The organism is Butyricimonas faecalis (assembly GCF_003991565.1).
In the GTDB taxonomy this organism is placed as follows: Bacteria; Bacteroidota; Bacteroidia; order Bacteroidales; family Marinifilaceae; genus Butyricimonas; species Butyricimonas faecalis.
Map to the genome: position 1 here is coordinate 2,573,268 of NZ_CP032819.1, position 22,198 is coordinate 2,595,465.

General features: G+C 44.9%; 21 protein-coding genes. 5 read left to right on the plus strand and 16 right to left on the minus strand.

All coding sequences use genetic code 11. The annotated features are described in order from the left end of the window. Positions 1-369 (minus strand): DMT family protein, encoded by a 369-nt coding sequence (locus D8S85_RS11185; RefSeq protein ID WP_106625080.1) that lies wholly within the window; start codon positions 367-369, stop codon positions 1-3. Between the two features lie 195 nt (positions 370-564). Between D8S85_RS11185 and D8S85_RS11190 the strand changes: the two genes are divergently transcribed. Next, complete coding sequence (locus D8S85_RS11190; RefSeq protein WP_106480789.1) at positions 565-1,398, plus strand: AAA family ATPase; 834 nt, start codon at positions 565-567, stop codon at positions 1,396-1,398. A 63-nt stretch (positions 1,399-1,461) separates the two neighbouring features. Beyond that, on the plus strand, positions 1,462-2,418 hold the full coding sequence (locus tag D8S85_RS11195) for a DUF4435 domain-containing protein (RefSeq protein WP_181951156.1): 957 nt from the start codon (positions 1,462-1,464) through the stop codon (positions 2,416-2,418). Between the two features lie 4 nt (positions 2,419-2,422). Here D8S85_RS11195 and D8S85_RS11200 read toward each other — a convergent pair whose 3' ends face one another. Both D8S85_RS11200 and D8S85_RS11205 read right to left on the minus strand, forming a co-directional pair. Next, on the minus strand, positions 2,423-3,664 hold the full coding sequence (locus tag D8S85_RS11200; protein WP_106480790.1) for a carboxypeptidase-like regulatory domain-containing protein: 1,242 nt from the start codon (positions 3,662-3,664) through the stop codon (positions 2,423-2,425). After that, positions 3,651-4,229, minus strand: a complete 579-nt coding sequence (locus D8S85_RS11205; protein WP_228423195.1) for an RNA polymerase sigma factor — start codon at positions 4,227-4,229, stop codon at positions 3,651-3,653. Before D8S85_RS11205 ends, D8S85_RS11200 begins: the two co-directional genes overlap by 14 nt. Before the next feature lie 114 nt (positions 4,230-4,343). On the opposite strand from D8S85_RS11205, the gene D8S85_RS11210 reads away from it, so the two are divergent. Then, positions 4,344-6,197, plus strand: a complete 1,854-nt coding sequence (locus D8S85_RS11210) for a vWA domain-containing protein (RefSeq protein ID WP_106480791.1) — start codon at positions 4,344-4,346, stop codon at positions 6,195-6,197. Between the two features lie 56 nt (positions 6,198-6,253). Here the strand turns inward: D8S85_RS11210 and D8S85_RS11215 are convergent, their stop codons facing one another. Next, positions 6,254-6,943, minus strand: a complete 690-nt coding sequence (locus D8S85_RS11215; protein WP_158641558.1) for a DUF3298 and DUF4163 domain-containing protein — start codon at positions 6,941-6,943, stop codon at positions 6,254-6,256. Positions 6,944-7,351: 408 nt separating this feature from the next. On the opposite strand from D8S85_RS11215, the gene D8S85_RS11220 reads away from it, so the two are divergent. Together D8S85_RS11220 and D8S85_RS11225 are read left to right on the plus strand one after the other, a co-directional pair. Next, positions 7,352-8,575: a site-specific integrase gene (locus D8S85_RS11220; RefSeq protein WP_032845939.1), complete on the plus strand. Its 1,224-nt coding sequence runs from the start codon at positions 7,352-7,354 to the stop codon at positions 8,573-8,575. 20 nt (positions 8,576-8,595) lie between these two features. Beyond that, positions 8,596-9,921 (plus strand): site-specific integrase, encoded by a 1,326-nt coding sequence (locus D8S85_RS11225; protein ID WP_004311809.1) that lies wholly within the window; start codon positions 8,596-8,598, stop codon positions 9,919-9,921. 24 nt (positions 9,922-9,945) lie between these two features. On the opposite strand, the gene D8S85_RS11230 is transcribed toward D8S85_RS11225, so the two are convergent. From D8S85_RS11230 to D8S85_RS11285, 12 genes are all read right to left on the minus strand, one after another. Further along, positions 9,946-10,257: a helix-turn-helix domain-containing protein gene (locus D8S85_RS11230; RefSeq protein WP_004311808.1), complete on the minus strand. Its 312-nt coding sequence runs from the start codon at positions 10,255-10,257 to the stop codon at positions 9,946-9,948. Further along, a complete protein-coding gene (locus tag D8S85_RS11235) occupies positions 10,254-10,547 on the minus strand; it encodes a helix-turn-helix domain-containing protein (protein WP_004311807.1) in 294 nt (97 codons plus the stop codon). The genes D8S85_RS11230 and D8S85_RS11235 overlap by 4 nt, the downstream gene beginning before the upstream one ends. Before the next feature lie 12 nt (positions 10,548-10,559). Then, complete coding sequence (locus D8S85_RS11240; protein WP_127075755.1) at positions 10,560-10,883, minus strand: helix-turn-helix domain-containing protein; 324 nt, start codon at positions 10,881-10,883, stop codon at positions 10,560-10,562. A 206-nt stretch (positions 10,884-11,089) separates the two neighbouring features. Next, positions 11,090-11,506: a hypothetical protein gene (locus tag D8S85_RS11245; protein ID WP_004311805.1), complete on the minus strand. Its 417-nt coding sequence runs from the start codon at positions 11,504-11,506 to the stop codon at positions 11,090-11,092. A gap of 312 nt (positions 11,507-11,818) precedes the next feature. Beyond that, on the minus strand, positions 11,819-13,126 hold the full coding sequence (locus tag D8S85_RS11250; RefSeq protein ID WP_004311804.1) for a sigma-54-dependent transcriptional regulator: 1,308 nt from the start codon (positions 13,124-13,126) through the stop codon (positions 11,819-11,821). A gap of 30 nt (positions 13,127-13,156) precedes the next feature. Continuing rightward, the gene (locus tag D8S85_RS11255; RefSeq protein ID WP_240648619.1) at positions 13,157-15,454 is read right to left on the minus strand and encodes an ATP-binding response regulator; all 2,298 of its coding nucleotides are present in this window, start codon (positions 15,452-15,454) and stop codon (positions 13,157-13,159) included. Positions 15,455-15,480: 26 nt separating this feature from the next. Then, the gene (locus D8S85_RS11260) at positions 15,481-16,110 is read right to left on the minus strand and encodes an endonuclease/exonuclease/phosphatase family protein (RefSeq protein WP_005680434.1); all 630 of its coding nucleotides are present in this window, start codon (positions 16,108-16,110) and stop codon (positions 15,481-15,483) included. A gap of 100 nt (positions 16,111-16,210) precedes the next feature. Next, a complete protein-coding gene (locus D8S85_RS11265) occupies positions 16,211-16,912 on the minus strand; it encodes a DUF2589 domain-containing protein (protein ID WP_008765497.1) in 702 nt (233 codons plus the stop codon). A 21-nt stretch (positions 16,913-16,933) separates the two neighbouring features. Further along, positions 16,934-17,431, minus strand: a complete 498-nt coding sequence (locus D8S85_RS11270) for a DUF2589 domain-containing protein (protein WP_008778190.1) — start codon at positions 17,429-17,431, stop codon at positions 16,934-16,936. A 228-nt stretch (positions 17,432-17,659) separates the two neighbouring features. Further along, positions 17,660-19,357: a fimbrillin family protein gene (locus D8S85_RS11275; protein ID WP_127075073.1), complete on the minus strand. Its 1,698-nt coding sequence runs from the start codon at positions 19,355-19,357 to the stop codon at positions 17,660-17,662. Positions 19,358-19,420: 63 nt separating this feature from the next. Next, a complete protein-coding gene (locus D8S85_RS11280) occupies positions 19,421-21,220 on the minus strand; it encodes a fimbrillin family protein (RefSeq protein ID WP_127075075.1) in 1,800 nt (599 codons plus the stop codon). Between the two features lie 34 nt (positions 21,221-21,254). Further along, positions 21,255-22,142, minus strand: coding sequence for a fimbrillin family protein (locus tag D8S85_RS11285; protein WP_048927465.1), 888 nt, complete (start codon positions 22,140-22,142; stop codon positions 21,255-21,257). Between the last annotated feature and the right edge of the window lie 56 nt (positions 22,143-22,198).

Below are 22,198 nucleotides of genomic sequence, written 5' to 3' on the forward strand. Positions count from 1 at the left end.
TTATTTCATGAACACAAAGTAAACCGCTAACACTAAACAAACACAAGCAGCCAAATGATTCCATTGGAAAGTTACGCCTTTGAAGAAAAGCATGGAGAAGATTATGAATATGGTCAGTGTGATTACTTCTTGAACCACTTTTAACTGCATCAGGGAAAAAGGTCCTCCATTCCCAATGAACCCTAATCGGTTGGCCGGAACTTGAGCACAATACTCCAATAAAGCGATACTCCACGAAAACAGGATTACCCCGAAGAGAGGCCAATTGTCAATCCATTTCATTTCTTGTAGTTTCAAATGGCCATACCAGGCAAAAGTCATAAATACGTTTGAAACAATTAATAATAATATCGCATAAAATCCCTGCATATTCTCAGTGTATTTATAGTTTTCTAGAAAACGACACAAAAGTACAAATTTCAAAAGAAATTCATTAAATCGACAAAGGAAAGAAAGTCTTTCATACAAACTAGAAAAATAATAGAACATCAGAGAATTTTTTCAACCTGTAAACATTATCTTTGTTCGTGATAACGGATAAACTTTACCATCAAGAAGTAGCATATGAAAGCGAACAAGATTCAGAAAATAGAGATCCGCAATATATGGGGGAAATATAATTTCCGGTGGGAAAATCTCAATCCCGATGTAAATATCTTGACAGGTATTAACGGTAGCGGGAAAACCACATTCTTCAATATTATTGACGCCTTACTTTCGGCAGATATTAAACGCTTGAAATTATATAATATTGAGGCAGAGGTTACGATTGACGACATCTTGATCAGCTTTCGGAAAGATAGTACCCTAGCATCCGTAAAACAAAAGTTAGCCGGGGTAAATTATTTGAAGATAAGTACATTTGATGTACCTATCCGTGACCGACGGAAAATGGGTAAAGAGGATAGTCCCCTACTCAGCGAATTGAAGGAGATCGTGTACAGCGTGGGCGAAAATAACAATTCGTTTTCTGATTACCGCCTTCGAGCTACAAATTTCCCGGATCAAGCGGAAAAGATTAATTGCAGGATTCGCAAGTTTTATGACACCGTGAACCACCTGTTTGCCGGAACGGGGAAAACCATCGAAATAGATCCGATGACCAATCAACTGGTTTTTCGAGATGGGGATGAAATTATACATCTCTACAAGCTATCATCAGGCGAGAAACAATTATTGATCATCCTGCTCCGCGTGTTCTTGATGGACGAACAACCCTATATTCTACTTATGGATGAACCGGAAATTTCGTTACATATCGAGTGGCAGTACCGTCTTTTTGAAGAAATTCAAAAACTGAATCCACATTGTCAAATCATCACCTCTACCCACTCCCCGAGTTTGTTTGGCGATGGTTGGGGCGATAAGTTGGTATTTATCGAAGACTTATTAATTTAATAACCTTGTTAATTTTAGATTTTAGGAATCTATTTAGTTTTTAGCTTTTAATTCTTATCTTCTATGTTTTCTCCTCCTATATCCAAAGAAAAATATTATTACCATGCAGCCAAACGTTTTATGATGGACGCCCAGCTCTTGCGTTGTAAGGCGACTATTCACGTGGAAGATAAAGACGACATTGTTTTCTGGAGTGATATTTTTAAACATTTCCGCCCGAATGACCGGTTTCATTTTATCGCGGGCTCCCGGAACGAACGGGGTCATGAAACCAAAGGAGTGACGCAATGTCTGAAATATGTCAAATACCTAAACCCGAAATTTTTTATCTGCATCGATAGTGACTATCGCTATTTGCTACAAGAACAAGGGATTGATGTCAAGCATTATATTTTTCAGACTTATACTTATTCTTTCGAGAACCATCATTGTTATGACAAGGGTTTGAACGAGCTATGCTACCGGATCACGACTCTACCTAATAACGTGTTCGATTTTCACCAATTCCTGAAAGAGTATTCGAATATCGTGTACAAATTATTCCTGTGGCATCTTTATTTCTTGGTAGCAGATCCAAAACGATTTTCGATCGCTGATTTCAACGAACTGGTTTCGTTTCAATGGCAACGTCGACCAGACATCCGCCAGAACGGACGCCACGAGTTAAACAAGCTGAAAGGACGGATAGAACAGAAACTTGCTCAACTCCGGAAGAATTATCCCAAAGCAAACCTTTCCATACTCGAGAGAAAGTATCAAAAGATGGGACTAACCCCAGATACCACGTATCTTTTTATCCGAGGACATAATATCTACGATATGGTTTACATGTTGAATCGGGAAGTTTGTAAAAAGGTGCTACGAATTGCGAAAGATTCGTATTCCGGTTCACGACAACCGCCCCACGTCAACCTTTTCGGATACCGGAACAGCATTGACGATCAATTAAAAAAGAATTTACATTTCGGAGCTTATCCAGCCATTCGCAAAATAGAAGAAGATGTTCGCCTTTTATTTTAGGTTTTCATTTACTCCCGGAAGGTAATACGTTCAAGATGGCTTTATGAGATTCTCCATTCTTTCCAATTGTGAGATGGACACAAACTCGTATTCGCTTATTTGACAGAGAGTTTTCCCATTTAGGTCCCTCGGCCAATAATCGGATAACCTCCTTATTGCTCTCTTTCGAGAAGCCACTTTCTATCCGAATTCGGCTGGGAACTTTTCTCTGATTCAACTCAAATGAAAGTATAACCGTCCCCATTTTATTCGAATCCAAATCTGCCTTCGGATAACGTAAAGCTTTTTCCATGTATTGATTGAAATGACGAATATCATCTCCAGACAAGGTCCCAAGTGCAACATTCTGTTTACCGGCAATAGTAGCGGTGGTTTCTTGTATTTTCACATTAGACGTTTCAACCTCTCGCTTTTTTGCAACATAACCGGTAACAACCGTTTCGTCCAGACCTTTTGTATCTTCTTCCATCTTCACTTGCAATTTATCTCCCGCCTTAACCAAAATATTTCGGGCCTTCATACCGACAAAAGAGAAGGTAAGTAAGCCCTCTGATGCAGGAAGCTCCAAAGTAAAGTACCCATTGTCATCCGAGACTACTCCCATCGTGGAACCGGAAAGGACGACTGTTACTCCCGCTAACGGATTGCCCTTTTCATCCGTTATCGTACCCGACACGGGATTATTGACTACGTTCATTTTCCGCATCATCTGTCGGGAAGTATCTTCCATTTGAACATTTGCAGAAGAAATTTCTTGATCGGCAAACTCTTTCATCTTCCGCGCACCTTCTATTTTGTCATCCGAGAATTGCAACTGCTTTTTATCACTTGGGCGTACCATTAAAGAATCCGTTTTATCAGACAAATCCATTGCTTGACTTTCAAGCGTTACCCTTTCCCTCTCTTTAGCCTTCACCGAATCTGATAATTGGGCAACCGTCATCACGGGTTCATCAAGCATGTTCTCTTGCCGGGTAAACCACCATGTTCCACAAACCAATAAAACAGCTAGCGAGGCTGCAACATACATCCATGTCCATTTGTGTTTGGAGGAAGAACGGGCTCGTTCATTTAACTGGCGTTCCAAACGAATCAGACCATCAATAGGATCGCTTGGAATTGAAGTCAATCCTTCCAACGCCTCAAACAAGAACGGATCGGATAAAGCCTCCCGCTCCATACGGTTAGCAGCCTTTCCCCTCCGGTTGCCATGCAGGTATTCTTTTATGTCGTCAATCCATTCCATTTGATGTTACCCCTTTACGTTCCAAACACAATTTCAAATTCCGTTTCCCATTCTGTATAAAACTCTTTACCATTTTCAAAGAAAACCCCGTGCGTTCCTCTACTTCTTTATACGAAAGTTCATCGAAGAAGAAATATTTCACACTGATACGTTGTTTTTCTGGCAAACTCTCAACACATTCTCGTAACGATTCCTCCCGATTTTCACTCTCGGATACAACTGTAAGATGAAAATCATCGCAAAATTCCATAAAAGAATCGTCTAAAGAAACAGACAAATTTTTACTTCTTTTCCGAATTTCCATCAAACAATTATTGCGAATGCAGGTATATAGCCAAGCTTTAAATGATTGTATTTCCACCTCTTTTATCTTCACAACCAATTCTTCAAATAATTGCATAACGGCATCTTGTGCATCTTCCGGTCGCTTCAGATACTTTAAGGCTACCCCGTATACTAAAGGCATGTATCTTTTATAAGCTTCCACGAAATACACCAATTCACCACTGTCACAATATCTTTTCAGTAGTTCTTCATCCGTTAGGTTCTCCTGCTCCGGCTTCACATGTTTACGCGTTAATTTTTACAAATATAAGAATAAAAAAAAATCTCTCTAAATATTTATGGAATTTCTTTTAAACAGTCATCTTAAGATAAAATGAATCTAAAAAAACGACATATGAAAACAAATACCATTCTAAAGAAATTAACATGGGGATTAATTATATTCATTGGATTATCCCATGCGGTTTTAGCCCAAAAAATCCAAGTAAGCGGTAAAGTAATGCTTGCCGCAGACAGTTCGGCATTACCCGGAGTCACCATTTTCATTAGGAACACGAATATTGGCGTTGTATCTGACTCACAGGGGAATTACACGATACAGGCAAATATCGGAGATACCCTACGTTTCAGTTTTATCGGGTTAGAAATCCAATATATCCCGGTAAAAGAGAAGAAATTAAATGTCTATCTAAAAGAGGACAGAATGGTGATGGAGGAAGAAGTCATTGTTGCCAAAACCGAAATCACCCATCATAAAAGTGCCATGCTTAAACTCCATTCCGAGAAGCATGTTCAAGGTAAAGCAATGCTATTAGTTCACCAACAAAACACGGAAGAGTATAATGAATTTGCCGCAAATCGTTTTCTGCCGACATTAGACGAGCCTCTTTCCACATTCTCGATTGACGTGGATAATGCAGCTTACTCTAATGTACGACGTTTTATTAACCAAGGAACTTTTCCTCCAATTGATGCCATACGCACGGAAGAGTTCTTGAATTATTTCACCTATGACTATCCCACACCACAGGGAAAAGACCCGGTATGTATTACCACCGAGGTATCCAACGCCCCGTGGAACATGCAACACAAACTGGTACACATCGGCATCAAAGCAAAAGAAATTCCCACGGATAATCTTCCTGCTTCCAATCTTGTATTTTTGATCGACGTGTCCGGTTCCATGAGTGACGCGAACAAACTCCCGCTATTAAAATCATCCCTGAAATTACTCGTGAAACAACTTCGCCCGCAAGACCGGGTAGCAATTGTCACTTATGCAAACCACACGAAAGAGGTACTTGCCTCTACTCCGGGAAGTGATAAAGCCAAAATTCTGGATGCAATCGACGGCTTATATGCTAGCGGTGGCACGGCCGGTGGAGATGGTATACAACGAGCCTACCGGGTTGCCGAGAATAATTTCATAAAAGGAGGTAATAATCGTATCATCCTAGCCACAGACGGGGATTTCAATATCGGGATTTCTTCACCCGAAGAACTGGAAAAGATGATTGAAACGAAACGAAATACGGGTATATACCTGACCGTTTTAGGCTTCGGGATGGGAAACTACAAAGATAACCGGATGCAAATACTCGCGGAGAAAGGAAACGGAAATCACGCTTACATTGACAATCTGACAGAAGCGAAAAAAGTATTAGTGAACGAATTCGGCGGAACCCTTTTCACGGTTGCCAAAGACGTGAAGATTCAAGTGGAATTCAACCCGGCCAAGGTTCAGGCCTATCGTTTAATTGGCTATGAAAGTCGTCTGCTGGAAGCAAAAGATTTCAATGATGACACGAAAGATGCCGGAGAAATGGGAGCCGGACATAGTGTTACCGCCTTGTACGAAATCATCCCAGTCGGTATTAAAAGCAATTTTATTCCAAGCATCGACCCCTTGAAATACCAGAAAACCGAAAAGAATGAAAAGAAAACATTAACAGATAGTCCAGAACTACTAACCGTGAAACTCCGCTACAAGCAACCGGAATCACATAAAAGTTCTAAAATGGAGGTAACTATTATCGATAATAATACACCGCTAAAAAAGAGCTCCGAGAATTTCCGGTTCTCTGCCGCTGTTGCAGGCTTCGGAATGTTATTACAAAACTCGGAATACAAGAACAATTTTACATTCGACGACGTTATCGATCTCGCCAAACAAGCCACGAATTACGATCCGGAAGGATATCGGAAAGAATTTATCCGACTGGTTGAAAGCGCCGCCTTGCTAAAATGAACAAAATAAAATTGGCCGGGAAACTTTCCGGCCAATTTCTATAAAGCAATATCGCTTTACTTAATCAATAAATCGTTTTTCAATGCCGCCCGGGGCACAGTCACTTCTGCCACCCCACACGCATAAGCTCCCAGCACATATTGACCATAGGTAAAACAAACAGATTTCTTATTAAAGTTTACAGTAGTCACATCTTTCAGCGTGGGATCTGTTGTAAAACAACCTTCCGGATTCTTGAAATTCGCTTTCAATTGGGCATTAATCTGCGCTTCATTCACGTAATTCAACACTTCTTGATCGGTTAAGAATTTCTGATTCTGCACGTCATAATTGAACGTATAGAAATTTGTTATTCCATGAGCCCCACCCGTAAACGTGTAAACCATCAAACGAACACTCACGTACCGGTCATTTGCCATGAACACGCTATCTCCTACTTGCAACTCGTATATCCATGCCGGACGCTCTTCCCCGCTTCCTTGCCATGATTGAAAGAACTCGTTCGCATCAGCCTTCAAACTATCCTGCAAATCATTCACGAACTTCTCAATTTTCTTGTTCAATACCTCGCAACTCTTGTTCACGTTTGCATCAGCAGACGAAAACATGGAACGATTTACCGTAATATCCCAGTTCTCAGAATTCACTGTAACCTTCTCATTTTTCACGTTCAAATCTTGAACTTTGGGCTGGCACCCCATAAAGGTAAATGCCATAAAAACTGCCATAATTAGTGTACTTTTCATTGTGTGTTTCATTTTTTTGTGTGTTATACAAATATAAGAAAACTCGCCCGATTATGGATGGATTCAGGAAAAATAATGTAAACTATTGGGTTTTCAGGGAGATACGCAGCATTATTCCGCATTTGTAAACGTGTGCTTTGAAGCTGTTTTTTGAATAGTTAAGCGGAAAAATTGCTACCTATCCGTTGCCCATTCCAGTTGTATGGAGTTGTTTGAAAATCCTTTTTGCTCCGACCATAAAGAACGCAGTTTTATCATTTTGGCTTAGCGAAGGTACTTATTTTTTTTGAGATATGAAAAATATAGGTTCCGGAAGTCAATGGTGATAGCTTTGTCTATGTTTGACGATATTTTACATGCCGATGATTAACTCTGTCTCCGTTAATTTTGCAAACAATGGAACAGATTATGAATCAAACAGATGTAAAGGTTTCGTTCTACCTTAAAAAGAGCGAGGCGGATGCCAAGGGAAATTGTCCCGTAATGGCACGGCTTATTGTCGGCAAGTACTCTGAAACAGCATTCAGTGTTAAGCTTCGTGTGCCACAGTCTTTGTGGTTATCTGGACGTGCCTGTGGGAAAAGCGCTGCGGCCCGAGACATAAATAACAGGCTGGATGAAATACGTGCAGCTGCTTTCAGTATCTATGCGGAACAATCCGCAAACCGTGAAGTTGTTACTGCAGAAGAAGTAAAACACCAGCTTTTGGGAATGGCTCCGGAACAGGAAACCTTGTTAAGCTATTTCAGGCTTTTCATGAGAAATTTCGAGAAACGTGTTGGGATTAACCGGACGGAAAGCAGCTTGAACGGTTATCGAAATTCCTATGATCATCTGGTTCGTTTCTTACAGTCACAATACAAGTTGTCAGACATTCCTTTTGCAGCATTAGACCGTTCTTTCATTGAAAAATTCGATTTGCATTTGCGTACGGAATGTCATTTGGCTCCAGGAACGATTGTAAATCTTACTGTAAGGCTGAAAACAATTGTCGGAGAAGCGATTGCGGACGGTATCATTACAGCGTTTCCTTTTGTGGGTTATGAACCGACGCATCCGCAATCGGAACAAAAATATCTTACAACAGAGGAATTGAACAGAATCATGACCACCCCTTTGCATAGTCGCACCCTTTATCATGTACGGGATTTGTTTTTGTTTTCCTGCTATACTGGTATTCCTTATAGCGATATGTGTATGCTGACAAATGAGAATCTTTCCCTTGCTGAAGATGGCATTTGGTGGATTAGGAGTTCACGCAAGAAAACCGGTGTAGATTTTGAAATACCGCTTATGGAATTGCCGCTTCATATCATTGAAAAGTACCGGGATGTGGCTCCTGAGGGAAAGCTTCTTCCTATGTATTCCAACAGTTCGTTGAACCATTATTTGAAACAGATAGCCGTACTCTGTGGCATAGAACGCAAGCTGGTCTTCCACGTGGCCCGTCATACCTATGCGACCGAAATCACCCTTTCCCATGGTGTACCACTTGAAACGGTCAGCAAGATGTTGGGACACAGCAGAATTGGTACTACACAGCTTTATGCAAAGGTTACAGACAATAAGATAGATACAGATACAAAAGCATTGGATAAAAAAATTGCTGAGAGGTTTTCTGTAGTTATTTGATAATGGCAAAAAATAGGATTATGAAAAGAAATACTGATAATATGGAAATCAAACGTCGCAGTACATTTGCGATATTGTTTTATATAAACCGTACCAAAATCCGTAAAGACGGAACATGTCAGCTGCTGTGCAAGATAAGCATAGATGCCAAATGGGAACAGATAGGAACGAAAGTGTCTGTCAATCCTGCCGTTTGGAATCCGGAAAAGGGACGGGCTGACGGCCGCAGTGAGAATGCTATTACCGTCAACCGGGCCATTGATGATCTGACAAAAGAAATCAAGGAGCATTATAGGCGGATTAAGAACAGTCTGGGATTTATTACGGCAGAGCAGGTAAAGAATGCTGTGATGGGAGTCGGTCAGAAACCGCTAACTCTGCTGGCTCTTTTCAGAGAGCATAACGAGGAGTTCAAGAAGCGTATCGGGGTGGATCGGATAAAGGAAAGTTATGATTCCTACTTGCGCTCATATAAGCACCTTTCTGCTTTTGTGCAGGAAAAACGTGGTATAGAGGATGTTCTTTTACGGAATCTTGATCGTGTTTTTTATGATGACTTTGAACTGTTTCTCAGGACGAACAGGAACTTAAGTCCGAAGACAGTACATGAACACCTTTATAGACTGAAGAAGATGACTATGAGGGCTGTCAGTCAGGGAACAATACGCCGCGATCCTTACTGTCGTCTTCATCCGGAATTACCCAAACGGAAAAGTCGTCATCTGAAATTGGAAGATCTGAAGACACTGCTTACAACCCCGGTCGAGAAGCCACAGCTTCAGTTTGTCCGAGATATGTTCATTTTCTCCACCTTTACCGGACTTGCCTATGCAGATTTGAAAAGACTGACTGTTAATGATATTATACAATCTGAGGATGGTTCGTGGTGGATTCATATCCAACGTCAGAAAACAGGGACATTGTCTTCTGTACGGCTGTTGGATATTCCGTTGAAGATAATTGAAAAGTATCGGGAACAGCGTCATGATGACAAGGTTTTCAATTTATACAAGCGTGAGTATTTCATTATGCTTACCCGTAAGTTAGGTGAGGTATACGGTTTTGAACTCACATTCCATAAGGCGCGACACAATTTCGGAACTCATATAACTCTTTCAATGGGCATTCCAATTGAAACGGTCGGTAAAATGATGGGCCATATGCGAATTGAAACTACGCAGCTTTATGCTAAAGTCACCGACAAGAAAGTAGATGAAGACATGAAACGTCTGAAGGCAGCTGGTCTAAGCCAAACATCCGGCTTATATGAGGAGGATATTATAGTAAGGAAACAGAGACGAAAATCCCAAAGCCAGCTATCAGAAAATAAAGAAACGACCTTGTAACGAGGCCGTTTCTTTTGCATTGTTTCATACCCATCGCTGTTCTTCCCTGCATCTTTTATATGCGTCGTCAAGAACTTTCTGTATGTCTGACTCTTTGTAAAGGGCTTTTCCCTGCACAAGGTAGTAAGGTATCACACCGAGGGTCCGGTATTCCTGCAAGGTACGCCGGCTTACTTTCAACAGCTTTGAAAGTTCCTCGTCCGTGAGGAAATAATCACTGTGGAATGCGGGTCTCGGAGCCGTCCTTATTGCGTCTATCATACGCTCCATGTTTTCCAGCCCTTTGAAAATAGTATCAATCCGCTGGTCCTTTCTGTCTATAAGATCGTAACTCATGGCTTTCTTTTTTGTGGGTGATAACTTGATTCCAACATGTTTTGCACATCTTCCGGCTTGTAGAAGAACTTGTTCTTGACCCGGGTGAAAGGCAACAGCCCTTTCTCACGATATACCTGAAGCGTTCTCTTTGATATGCGGAGAATCCCGCATACCTCCTGATTGTCCATCCATTTTTTCAGTCCTGCATCTTTGGCCGGATTGCATATACCAGTGACTTTTTTCTCTATCATGCTGAATCGGACAACCAGTTCGTCAAATGTCCGTTTGTCTATACATATAATTTCCATACTGCCGTTTTGTTAGAATTGAATACCGAGTTCCTTTTTAATTTTTGCCGGAAGTACCTTTCCTTTCCTGCTCAGGAAGTCCTGGACTTCCGAAGCCTTGTAATAGGTACGTCCGTCAATCATGTAGTAGGTGACGAGTTTCTTCTGGCGGTAGCGTGCAAGTGTACGCTTGGTAACACCAAGGAGCTCGCACATATCCTGGTTGTCAAGCAGCTTGTCACCCTCAAGAGCGGCCGTCTGCCTGTTCATGCGGTTCAGCCTGTCATCTATCCTGTCAAACCGTTCCATTATCTGATGGAGTATCATCTGGAATGTCTCCCTGTTTATCTGTATCATAATGAATTCTGTTTTTAGTGTAATAATTCCATTTTTTACACCGTGTTGCGCAACAGGTTTCATTATGATATAGGCCAAAACATAGACCAACGGAACATATCGCCACATAAAAGCATGACAAGTCATTGAGTAATAGGAAAATAAAAAATCAGCCCCATAAAAATGAGACTGATGGAAGTATTGCAAATGCAATATGTTGCAATGCCTTATTGCAATGTCTTGCAATAAACCAGGCGACAAATTCCGTTTTTGAATGTTTTGGATTTTACGGTTTTCCACTCTCCACGTGGCAGATGTTTTGAGACGGATTTATGGTTCGGACGAGTGGAAGGAAACAGGAAAATGATCATTTCATCTATGAGATGATAAACTGAGAGACCACGCAAAAGTTCTATGCTTTCTTCGTCATGTATCTCGGCTTGATAAAGGATGGATGGGTCTGACATGTCTTTCTCGCACATGAAATCCACAAGCGGATAACCCGGATAGAGCCGGCGGGTACATTTGTCGCGCCCGTATGAGAATCCGTCCTTGTCGTCTCTCATCCATTGTAATAAGGGGTCGTCTTCCGCCGGAATGGAACCGTCTAATGTCATTGCTATCAGAACCTGTAACTTGGCCATACCTTTTTTCCTCTAAATGAAAAGCGTGAAACTCACGCACTATCAGGTAGAGGCTCTGGTAAGCCCATTGTAGAATCATGCATGAGCTCACGCTATAGGACATAGCATAAGCTACACGCAAAAGCCTCTACAATATCAATTTACCAGATTTCTACCTGAGACGTCTTGCGACTTATGTTGTAATGTTCGGCAAGGCTTAAAGCAATGCCGATATTTTCTCCTTATGTTGTGACTGTCATTCCTATATTACAAGGATTTCCAATCATATGCAAATGTAGGCATTTTATTCCAAACAGAAATATGGAATGACGGTTATTTGTCATTCAATCCATATTTTTTCATTTTCCGATATAGTGTGGACGGATCAATATGCAGTATGCCTGCTGCTTGTTTGCGACTCCCATGGCTGGTTTTCAATGCCTGTATTATCGAGTGTTTCTCTTCCGCATCGTTTTCAGGAAAAAGATTGATTTCCTCGGTCGCCGCTTCCAGTTTGATATTCAGGTCGGCGGTTTCAATGAGCGGCTGTTTAGCCATAAGTACCGCCCTTCTTATCCTGTTATGCAGTTCCCGTACGTTCCCAGGCCAGCGGTAAGAGAGAAGCAATTGTTCCGCTTCAGAACTGAAGCCTTCTGTCGGTCTTTTCAGTTCTCCGGAAAACTTTTTTCTGAAATGATGAGCCAAAGACAGAATGTCATCGGGGCATTCATGCAAGGAAGGCAGGACAATCTCAAATTCGCATAGCCGGTGGTATAGGTCTTCCCTGAACCGTTTTTCTTGTATTGCAAGTTGGAGATCTTCATTGGTGGCGGCTACAATTCTTACATTAGCCCGCTTTTCTTTGTTACCACCTATTGGGATGTATGTGCCTTCTTGCAAAACCCGCAGCAGCATGGCTTGGACGTCCAGGGACAAGATCCCTATTTCATCCAGAAAGAGTGTTCCGCCTTTTGCCACTTCAAAATATCCGTCCTTGTTGGCGTCGGCACCGGTAAATGTTCCCTTTATGTGCCCGAAAAAGAGGGAGGGTGCAAGCTCCTTGGGTATGACTCCACAATTCACGGCGACAAACGGCATATCCTTCCGCTCTCCTATATAGTGGATACGCTGTGCAACCGATTCTTTTCCGGCACCGTTAGGACCAAGTATAAGCACAGAAATGTCAAATGGGGCGACTGTACTGACCAGATGTTCGACCTCCTGCATCTGAAGGCTGTTTCTGGGGAGCAAATCCTTGTTTTTGTCGCATATCACAGATTTGGGACGGAAAATATCTTTCAGTTGTCTTTGCAATTCGTCCATCTGTACCGGTTTTGCCAGATAGTCTTTGGCTCCCAGTTTTATGGCTTGTACAGCATCCGGTACTGAAGCATATCCGGTCATGATAATGAAAGGGATATCCATCCGTTCCTTCCGCATCCATTCGAGCAAAGATATACCGTCCCCTTCCGGCAGGCGTACGTCGGACAGCACAAGGTCGAAACTTTCTTTCTTGAGCAGTTTTCGTGCCCCAGGTTCATCTATTGTTATCTCTGCTTCATAACCGGATTTTTCCAACCTTTTTTTCTGTTGCCCGGCAAGCATGATGTTGTCTTCAACTATCAGTATTCTGTATTTCATTCATGTTTTCATTTAATTATGTCCGTCCATTTACGATAATCGGCTTTTTGTCTCAGATATCAGCCGGTCTATTCTTCTGACAATTCTTTCCACATCATTGCGGAATGCTGACTCATCCGTATCTTCCACATACTCTTCATAGCTGTACGATTCCAGCTCATGGGCTATTCCCAATTGCTCCCACATCGGGTACATCCTGTGCAGAGTTTCCCATATCCGCTTCCGGTCGAGCTTTTCCTGACTCAAAGAATCCAGCAAGTCAGAACTGTTCCTATTGGATTCCTCTATAAGAGTCTCCAAAGTCCAGCGTTCGTCTCCTGTAGTGACATACAGAGCCTCGAAATCTGGAGAATGATTATCCATTGTTCTGTTCTGTCCAATGAGTGACGAGAGAAATTCGAGCAGGTCCCTTGTATAGAACGGTTTGTGGATACAGCCGGCAAATCCGGCTTGAATATAGCGGTCTGCATCGCCGTCGTTACGGGCGGTCATTGCAGCTATGGGAATTGTCCGTGAATTTCCTATGTTGGAAAGGCGTAGCAGATGCAACAGGTCAAAACCTCCCGTACCACGCATCTGTATATCGGTCAGCAATAGGTCGTATTCTCCGGTTCTCAATGCCTTGACCACTTCCTGTGCATTGGTACAGGCTCGGCATGAGATACCGTTCCGTTCCATCATTTCAACTGTGTTGCGCAATTGTATCGGATCGTCATCGACTACAAGAACCCGCCGAGGAAGTCTGAGGTTTCCCGTATAAGTTTCTGGCTTGTCTCTTGCAGGCTCATTGGTCTGCCTAAGCGGAATTTCCACCTTGAATTCGCTGCCTTTACCGATCTGGCTCGAAACAGAGAGTCTTCCTCCGAACAGGTTCACCAGCCCTTTCGTAATGGAAAGTCCCAGTCCGAAGCCTTCTGAATCCAAATCAGGAGCAGCCCGTTCAAAGGGCTGAAAAATGCGTTGTGTTGTGTTCTCGCCCATTCCTATCCCCGTATCTTTGACCTTTACTGAAAGAGTATCTTCTTCATAACTTGCCAGAAATTTGATATAACCTGTACGGGTGAATTTTACAGCATTCTCCAGAATGTTGACCACTATCTGCCTTATGCGGTCTGCATCGCCAAGGACGGTGATGCCGCACCCCATAAAAGCCTTGTCAAACATCAATCCTTTGTCGTTCGCCTTGCGTGTGTATTCTTCAGCGATACTTTCCAGAAAGGATTCAAGATGGAAAGGAATTTCGTTCAGGGTTTCTTTAGCATCGTCCAGACGGGAGAGGTCAAGCAGGCTGTTGGCAAGCCGGGTGATATGACGGGATGATTCAAGGATGTTTCCGAGATAGGCATTGCGGCGTTTCCGGTCACGAGTATCCATGGCCAGTTCAGCACTGCCACTGATGGCATTGAGAGGTCCTCGTATGTCATGGGAAAGTGTGATGATTATTTTCTTGCGCATGTCGGAGAGTGTACGGTTTTGTGTTGCCGTATCTTCCAGTTCAGCCTTGTCCCTTTCCCTGCGGTTAAGGTCACGCATGATGATAAGGTGCGAAATGATGAGCAGGATGATGGCCATGCCGATTACTCCTGCCATTAAAAAGAACGACATTTTCTCTGCTTCTGCCATTTTTAACTCTCTTTGTGAGAAGGCAGTCTGTGCCTGTTCGTCAAGGTCGTTTATCAGCTTGTTCAATGTCCTGTTCAATTCCCTGTTGCGCATACGCAGGCTGTCGGCATAAATGTCCATTTCGTTCGCCTGTCTTTGATGTATTGCTATCAGGCTGTCGCTGAAATCATGAAGTTCTTTTTGGGATGGCATTACTTGTATTTCTTCTTTTTTCCCGAAGAATCCTGCAATCCCTTTTTTCTTTTGTTCTATGGTACGGATATGTGTTGCACGCCTCGCCACTTCCGGCAACTGGTTTACCAGCACGCTGTCCGCTTCAGTTCGCCGTTCAAACATTTCCATTATGTGCAGCAGGTGTGTCTCCTTTTCGGCAAGCAGAGCACGAAGAGTGTCTATCTGTTCCGGGCGTACATATTCACGGCAGTGTCGTTTAAGCGAGTTCAACAAACTGTCGGCTTGAAGTCGGTGGTTACGATAGTACAGATAGTCCGCTTTGTTCCAATTTACCACACCCTCACCCAATGTGGCGAGCCCCGTAATACGGCGATGAGCCGTGTTGATACCACGACGTACAAGGTTTATGTTTGCCGTCTCTGCCTCAATTTCGCGCATCCGCTGCCGTTCATATATCAAAATGGCGGCCATGCTACCGATGACCGCCATAAGTATGGCATAGCCGAAAAATATTTTATATCGCAGCGACACTGTTTGTTGATGAAAAATATAATTGGTTAACTAAATATCAATATCACAGGATAGTGATCCCCACCCATCATATGATATCTTAGTACACATGTTCTTAGCTGTAATCTGCTATCGATAAGGAAATAATCTAATTCTCGACCTGAAAAATGTGTTGGCATACCACAACAAGCAAAATTAGCACTATTTCCCGGCCTACTCCTGGTACCTGTGGTCATTATTCTTAAATATTCTGATAATTCGCTTGGCGTTGAATTCATATCTCCGCCAATGATGAAAGGAGATACTGCATGACGTACTAAATCTCTTATATCTCCTACAGCACCAGACCCAGATTCGCAATGAAGGGTATAAATGTTACATCCATTATAATTTAAACAAATTGCAGATCGGCCTGTTCCTGATATCAGATAATGTATTGATGCTACAAAATTCAAATCCGCAATGATACAAGTATTACATCTACAATTATAAGCACCTGCATGTTCTACCACAACATAGTGGTATCTACCACTATGTTGTGCAGGCAGTATGAAATTACCACATTCTTGTATCATAACGACATTACATTGTTCTGTTGTTAATAGATGATTCAATATATTTAATTTAATAGCATCATTAAGAGGATTTCCTTGGGAATTCCATGTACAAATTTTCATATGGCTGTTTTTAGATGTTTGATGCATTTATTATGTTTTCATAATAATTATTATCAAATTTGAACGGGACTTTATACATCCCGTTCTATATGTTTATACTCTATTTACTGCTTTCTGTATTTATAGGCTCGATACAGGAAGCCATTATATCCATCAGTTTAGACAGACCTTCGGTCTGCGGCTGCTGACTGGCTGTCACATGTATCTGGTATTTTGCCGTTTGGTTGGTCATGCGGGTGTTCTCGCGGGCGGTCGTGACTTTGCCGCTGATTTCCGCATTTATAAACCAATGTTTTGCAGAAGCTTTTGCCTCTACTTCTGCGTTGGTAGTGCTTTTTACGTTTGATGTATCGGTAACCTCCATCTGGAAATCGACATCCACGCGATCTATGAGCAGGGAAGGAATAGGCACCAATCCTATAAACGGAGCCTTGACACTTTGTGACATTGTTGTCATTTTTCCATCCTGCTGTATCGGTCTTTCGACATCGAATTCCAATATACGCGCTTTATTGCCGCTTTTACCATCAAATGCAATTTGCTGGTAGAAATTCCATGCTGTCGCTGCCAATTCCTGTTGTGCTTCGGCTGCTGCAATAAGTGGAGCTGCAATAAGTTCCCGCATGGGAAGCCCCTTGAATTTGTCAGTCACGTTTGAATCTGCTTTAAGAACTGGAGAAGTTTCTCTGTTTTGAGTCTCTTCCAATGCAGCGGAGATAATTTCTTTCGCCTGTCCGCTTACATTTTCATTCAAGTTTTCCGCATTTTCTTGTTGCCCTTGGTTCTTTATTTCTTCTGCCATAACATTTGAATTTTAAAATTGTTAGATATTTTTTACAAAATCGTCAATAATTCGGGAAATGCTCTCCGGAGTCTCCTGAACCTTAAAATTGACGCAAACCTCCATGACATCATCCGCATCCGGTTTTATGTTGCTCATCTGCATCTGGAGATTGGCTCTGTGCGGACTGGATAACAGCAAGTTGTTTTCCGGGATCTGTGATTCCACGCTTCCGACCTTCGCCTTGAACTTTATCTGCACATTATCCATTGCAAGATAATGATGGGATATCAAGGCTATAAGTGGAATATCAATAGTCTTGTCTCCAACCATGATTTTTTTCGATTGGAACGTATTTGCGTTATTTGCATTTGTTCCTTCAAAAAGTCTGGTCAGATTTTGTATCTGATGATTCTGTAATGTATCTTGTGCACAGTTTACGGCGTACTGCAAACCATTCATAATATCAGAGAATGAATTGGTTTGAACACTGTCCGGCTCATCGTCATTATTTTTCTTGCCTCTGTGAAAAAGTCCCATGTTTTTTATTTAATTACTTGATTTGTTGCCTTTAATGAGCACCAATCTTGACAATGTCCGGCTTACAGCTTCCATATTTACACTGGAGTCTATATTATTATTGACAATGCCTTGATGCCAAAACCAATATGGTGGATTCTCCGTGTGTTCCATCACGTCCTCCTTTTTTATTGGGGTTATACTTCGGTTAATGTTCGTTGCGGGCGGAACATTTCCGTCCGCAACGGCTTACTGCTTCCTCAAGGTAGGCAATGCTCCTTTAAGTTCGTAACGCCACTTTGAGCCTGCGTTCTGCAAGGCGGTGTTCATGGCATCAACGGCTTTCTGCCAGGTAACGACAGAGCCGTCCACCTTCGTGGCTCCGGTGCTTTCCCTATTGTAGCCGATGCCTTGTTCATGATTGTTTTTCCAATAGCAGGCGGTCACGGTGGTGTAGTTATTTCCCAAAAAGCCGCCGATATGTACATAGCCAGTGCTACTACCCGTACTGGTTACGTTGCCCGTGGCATAGCAGGCAAGGAGGCTGCTTCCTGCGTTCATTCCCACCAGACCGCCGCCAGCGATATTCTTTTTGGGGGCTATTTCTAAGGTCACGTTGCCCGTGGCATAGCAAGCGGTCAGGGTGGCATTCGAATTCGTCTGACCTGCCACGCCGCCGACATCGACCATTCCCTTCACTGTGGCAGAGGAACTGCATCCGGTGATGGAACCGCCTATTTGAACACCCACCACACCGCCGACATACACCGTGCCGCTGACGCTGCCCGACACCGAGCAGTTTTCAATGGTGCCCCAGCTAGATCCTACCACGCCGCCAATACTGCCGCCATATATTTGATTGCTTGTTATCTGTACGCCCTCCATCACCACGTTCTTCACCGTACCAGCTCTATTGAGCCAGCCGAACAGACCCGCATATTCGTCATTTGTCGTAAAGGTCAGCCCCGTAATGGTATGGCCGCCACCGTCGAAGGTGCCTTTGTATGAGTTGTCGTAGTCTGTGCCTATCGGCGTCCAGTCTTTGCCGGTGAGGTCAATGTTTTTGTCGAGGGTAATGTTAATGTCGGTCTTACCTCCGTTCACTAATTCGGCAACATTCATCAGACCATCGGCGGAGGTCACGGTGTAGCTGCCGTTGCTCTCTATGGTATAGCCCAGGTCTTTTGCCGCAGCGAGGGAGACGGTGTAGGTATATTCACCGCCCGCCTGCCAGTCGGTAGCATTCTTCATCTTATAAACGAAGGTCTTGCCGTTAGTGAAGGTGCAGGTAATGAATGCCGTGCCAGCAGCCACACTTTGCGGGGCTACGATGGCGGTGTAGGTGTTGCTGCCCTTGTCATACGGGGTGATTTTATCCGGATTGTCGCCTTCGGTGGAGAGACCCGTCAGCTGCACGGATGCCAGCCCCTCGGTGTAGTCCGTCAGAACGATGGTCACTCGCGCCGTGCGGTGGGTGAAGCGGAGCGTGGGGCTACCGTAGGTCACCGTCTGTCCGTCGGCTACGATGAGGTCGCTGCCCTCAAAGTCTTTCTGGGCACTTTGGTTGGCTTTTACCTTCACAGCAGGCGGAGTTGTCTCGCCCTCGGTGTATGGCCACCACGCTGTGACGGTGATGTCGTTGTGGCTGGTCCAGTAGTACGGGTCGGTGGAGGTCAGCGTGGCGCTGGTGGGGGCGGCGGTGGAGGGCGTCACGTCGTATGCCTTCACCGTGCCGTCCATCAGGACTGCCACGCTCTGCACACCCTCCCAATTGCCGTCCGCTGGGGCACGGGTGCCGGCGGTGGCTGTCGCGACGGGATTCAGCCCCGTGGCGGTGAAGACGATGGGTGTGCCTTCCGCCCCTTCCGGCAGGAAGCCCGCTTCGTCCTGTGTGCAGGCGCCCAATAAGAGGGCGAGCGCTGCAAGTGCAAAAAATCTTGTCTTCATTATATCTGTTATTTTATTACTCTGGTTCTTTCCGTTGCGGGCGTAACTTTTCCCCACGACGGTTTACTGCTTCCTCAAGGTGGGCAATGCTCCCTTAAGTTCGTAACGCCACTCTGAGCCTGCGTTCTGCAAGGCGGTGTTCATGGCATCAACGGCTTTCTGCCAGGTAACGACAGAGCCGTCCACCTTCGTGGCTCCGGTGCTTTTCCTATTGTAGCCGATGCCTTGTTCATGATTGTTCTTCCAATAGCAGGCGGTCACGGTAATGTAGTTATCTCCCAAAAAGCCGCCGATATGTACATAGCCAGTGCTACTACCCGTACTGGTTACGTTGCCCGTGGCATAGCAGGCAAGGAGGCTGATTCCGTCGTTGAATCCTACCAGACCGCCGCCAGAGATATTCTGTCTGGGGTCTATTTCTATGGTCACGTTGCCTGTGGCATAGCAAGCGGTCAAGGTGGCACCAAAAATCGTCTGACCTGCCACGCCGCCGACATTGAGCGTTCCCTTCACTGTGGCAGAGGAACTGCATCCGGTGATGGAACCGTCCCTTTGAGCACCCACCACACCGCCGACGCTCACCGTGCCGCTGACGCTGCCCGACACCGAGCAGTTTTCAATGGTGCCCCGGCTATATCCTGCCACGCCGCCGGCATAACCCGACCTGTGATTGCATGTTATCTGTATGCCATCCATCACCACATTCTTCACCGTACCGAATTTACCGAAATTACCGAGATAGCCGAACAGACCCGCATATTCGTCATTTGTCGTAACGGTCAGCCCCGTGATGGTATGGCCTCCGCCGTCGAAGGTGCCGGTGTATGAGTTGTCGTAGTCTGTGCCTATCGGCGTCCAGACTTTGCCTGTGAGGTCAATGTTTTTGTCGAGGGTAATGTTTATGTCGGTCTTACCTCCGTTCACTAATTCGGCTACATTCATCAGGCCGTTGGCGTTATAGACCGTGTAGGTCTTGGTGTTGCTGTCGTAGATGTAGCCCAAATCCTCAGCCTCGCCGCTCTCGCCGCCGCCGTCAGCCCAGTTGCCGATGGTGCAACCCTCTAACGTCAGGCCGGTGGTGTTCACCTTGACGGTATATTTATAGCGGCTGCCAGCCTCTAATACGACGTTGTTCTGCGGACGGAAGTAGAAGGTGCCGCCGCCGAGTTCCACCTTGACGAACGGCTTGCCTGCCGCAACGGTCTGCGGGGCGGTCAGTGCCTCGTAGGTGTTGCCGCTTGCGTTGTAAGTCTTGATGGCGGTCGGGTTGCCGTTATCGGCGGACAGGCTCACGAGGCTCACCGTGGCACCGGCGACGCTCGTGAATCCCGTGCCGGGCTTCAGTTCGATTGTCACGCGTGCCGTGCGGTGGGTAAATTCAAGTGTCGGGTTGTTAAATTCCACCTTCCGGTTCTCAGCAGAGATGAAGTCGCTGTTCTGGAAGTCAGCCAGTTTGCTTTGGTCTTCTGCAACCTTCACGGCAGGCATCTGTGTGATGTCGGCATTGTCGAAGGGTAACCACGCCGATACGGTAATCGGGTCGCGGCTGGTCCAGTAGTGCGGGTCGTTCTCGCGTGAGAGCGTGGCACTCTTGAAATCGGTAGAAGCCGTTACGGTGTATTCCTTTACCGCATCGCCCATCTTGAGTGCCACGGAAGTGATGCCCTGCCAGTCGCCGTCCACAGAGGCACGGGTGGAAGGGGCTGCCAGCGGCGTTGCTTCTACGGACAATCCGGTGGCACGGATGACGACGGGGTATTCACCTTCGGGCAGACGGTTATCGCCAGCAAGTTCGTCCTGCGTGCAGGCGGCGAGGGCGAACAGCAGTGCGGTGGCTGCGGGGATATATAATCTATGTCTCATAATTCTTCATTCTAATCGATTAATTATTAAAATCCTACAGGTCAGCACCCACATCTCCACCGTCTATATCGTTCCACTTTGCAATGGTGGCTTCGCTGACTTCAAGGACTTTGTTGCGTACCTTGACGGTATAGGTATAGTTGTTGCCCGCCAGCAGTGCGCCTTCGGGCATGGTGAGTGTGGCATGATATTCCTGACCTTTGTAATTCACAACCAACGGCAGGGATGCAACTGTCTGCGGGAAGAGGATGATCGATGACGTGAGATTGCCGTCTGCCAGATTCATGGCCAGTTCTCCGGTCTGTACTCCGTTGTCTGCGGTGGCAATACCGTCGGCCGTGTTGAACGTACCGGTGAGTAACAATCCGTCTAGCGTGTAACGTTCAGGCTTGACCACGCTGAAATCCACGCCGTCGCCCGCCTCGAAGGTAAGGGTTATCTGGCTCATGCGGTGGTGGAAGGAGTTGTCTTCACCGCCTTTGGCGGTTTTGTCGGTAAAGCTTACTACCGGGTTGTTTTTGTCTCCCGTGGCTCCTGAAGCAAAGAGGAAGTCGATGGCAGGCTTGTTCTGCTGCGCCGTGGCATCGGTCGTGGCTGCGAGGATGCCTCCCGTCGTGTTGTACGGATAGTAGGCGCGGAAAGTATGGGTCTTTGTATCTTCGATATAGATAACCTTTCCTTCTGCCTCAAATTTCCCGTTTTTCAGGATGAAAGGCACGTTGCCGTACTGGGAATCGTTGCCGATGTCGGTGATGCCGATACGGTCGCCGCCAGTCCAGGTGGTTCCGCTGGCGCGGGTGGCGGGGGCGATGTTGGCGGTAAACTGGGCGGCCACGGGGTCACCGTTCAGGTTCTCGTTGTCGTTGTTGCAGGCTGCCAGTGCGAGGGCGAGCGTTGCAAGTGTAAAAAATCTCGTCTTCATTATATTAGTCATTATATTAGTTTAATTCCATTTCAATATTTGCTGCACCTCAGCAA